General features: G+C 51.9%; 3 protein-coding genes and 2 pseudogenes. 3 read left to right on the top strand and 2 right to left on the bottom strand.

All coding sequences use genetic code 11. The features are described from left to right. Both ACMV5H_RS25475 and ACMV5H_RS25470 read left to right on the top strand, forming a co-directional pair. A pseudogene (locus tag ACMV5H_RS25475) lies at nt 1–127 on the top strand (IS3 family transposase); the annotation flags it as partial. Nucleotides 128–169: 42 nt separating this feature from the next. After that, nucleotides 170–801 (top strand): annotated as a pseudogene (locus ACMV5H_RS25470) (IS6 family transposase); the annotation flags it as partial. Between the two features lie 56 nt (nt 802–857). On the opposite strand, the gene ACMV5H_RS25465 reads toward ACMV5H_RS25470, so the two are convergent. Both ACMV5H_RS25465 and ACMV5H_RS25460 read right to left on the bottom strand, forming a co-directional pair. After that, nucleotides 858–1,043 (bottom strand): hypothetical protein, encoded by a 186-nt coding sequence (locus ACMV5H_RS25465; RefSeq protein WP_414822798.1) that lies wholly within the window; start codon nt 1,041–1,043, stop codon nt 858–860. Nucleotides 1,044–1,154: 111 nt separating this feature from the next. Continuing rightward, nucleotides 1,155–1,295 carry a transposase gene (locus ACMV5H_RS25460; protein WP_414822797.1) on the bottom strand — a complete coding sequence of 47 codons (141 nt, stop codon included), beginning with the start codon at nt 1,293–1,295 and terminating at the stop codon, nt 1,155–1,157. Nucleotides 1,296–1,346: 51 nt separating this feature from the next. On the opposite strand from ACMV5H_RS25460, the gene ACMV5H_RS25455 reads away from it, so the two are divergent. Then, on the top strand, nt 1,347–1,639 hold a 293-nt coding region (locus tag ACMV5H_RS25455; protein ID WP_414822796.1), incomplete at its 3' end, for a hypothetical protein.

Below are 1,639 nucleotides of genomic sequence, written 5' to 3'. Positions count from 1 at the left end.
GGCCACACTGGCATGGGTGGACTGGTACAACAATCGTCGGCTGCTTGAGCGGCTCGGCCATATCCCACCTGCTGAAGCAGAAAAAGCCTATTACGCTTCCATCGGGAAAAAGGATCTGGCAGCCTGACTTCCCGGACTTAACTCTCTCCCACAAAACCGGTACGGTTCAGTCCGCTGGTACCTCGCCTATACACTGAGTCTGCGAAACCTCGAAGAGATGATAGCGGAGCGCGGTATTGTCGTTGACCATTCCACGTTGCATCGTTGGATTATCCGCCTGGTACCGCTACTGGATAAGGTTTTTCGCCGACACAAGCGCACCGTAAATCGGCGGTGGCGAATGGATAAAACCTACAACAAAGTCAAAGGCCAGCGGAAATATCTCTACCGCACGGTGGATTCTGCAGGCCAGACAATCGACTTTTGCTGACCGCCAAACAGGACTCTGCAGCCGCATTGCGCTTCTTTCGCAAGGCTATTCGCCATCACGGCGAACCAGAGGCTGTCACTATCGATAAAAGTGGTGCTAACACCGCAGCTTTGGCTACGCTCAACGCCGACAAACCCGATGAGGAAGCGATTACCGTCAGGCAGAGTAAGTACCTGAACAACCTGATTAAGCAAGATCACCGGAATATTAAACATCGGATATGGCCGATGCTGGGATTCAAATCGTTTCGACGGGCACAGACGATACTGACCGGCATCGAACTGAGCAACATGATATGAAAAGAGCAATATCAACACATGCAAAGTGAGGGATTGTCACCCGCGGAACAATTCTATTTGCTGGCTGCCTAAATAACCGACAACGCAACTTTACCCAACTTCATATCACTAATGTGACAAAGCCGTTTTTAATCCCCAACCTGTTTTTCAAGCGCACTTATCCAGAGCCAATGCCTGAAGCCATCGTTTTTTCTCCATCCGCTGGCAAATCTCAGCCGATCACCGCACAAGATGAATTGGTACGGATCTGTGCCCAGGAAGCCTTTCATCAACACCGCAAACCCGAGCCGTTCGGGCTTATCCAGCATCGTCATCGACAGCGCTTCGTATACCTTTGGCAACAGTTGGCCCCGTTTGCGGTTGGCCAAAAAGCCGCAGTAACGTACCATCTTAAAATGCCGTGCCAGAATATGGCTGATATAACGCTACAGCATCTCTTTCTGGCGTTTGTGCTGCTGCATGCGGTGGTCGTGAGCCACAGCGCCGCCGCGGTAGTGGTACAGCTGAGAAACCGCCATCGGCGAGCGCTTCAGATAACGGCCAAGGTATTTCACACTGCGCCACACACCCCGAGTCTTTTTGGCAAAGTGCACTTTCCAGGCTCGACGATATTGCGCATGGAGGTAGCGGTATCACCGGTTCTCGTTACGCATATGGCCGAGGCCCGGCAGGCCACCGGGGTTGATGCGCGCATAGTTGTCATGCAGCAGTTAAATGACGGCGGTGCGCCAGATGTGCTCTACCTGTTTCTTTTTAAAGAACAGCTGTCGCCAGGCGCTGTATTGCGTATTCCGCTCTGTTCGATCACGGATTGGCATGGAACTTCGATCACGTATTGGCACCGAAGTTCGATCAGGATTTTGTCTCCATTCAGTCAACCGGGATGCGTTAACTTTTCCTACTGCTTTTT

The sequence above is a fragment of the Serratia sp. N21D137 genome, assembly GCF_047530005.1.
GTDB classification, from domain to species: Bacteria; Pseudomonadota; Gammaproteobacteria; order Enterobacterales; family Enterobacteriaceae; genus Chania; species Chania fonticola_B.
Note: the sequence above shows the minus strand (reverse complement) of the source record. Positions and strands in the feature narration are given on the sequence as shown.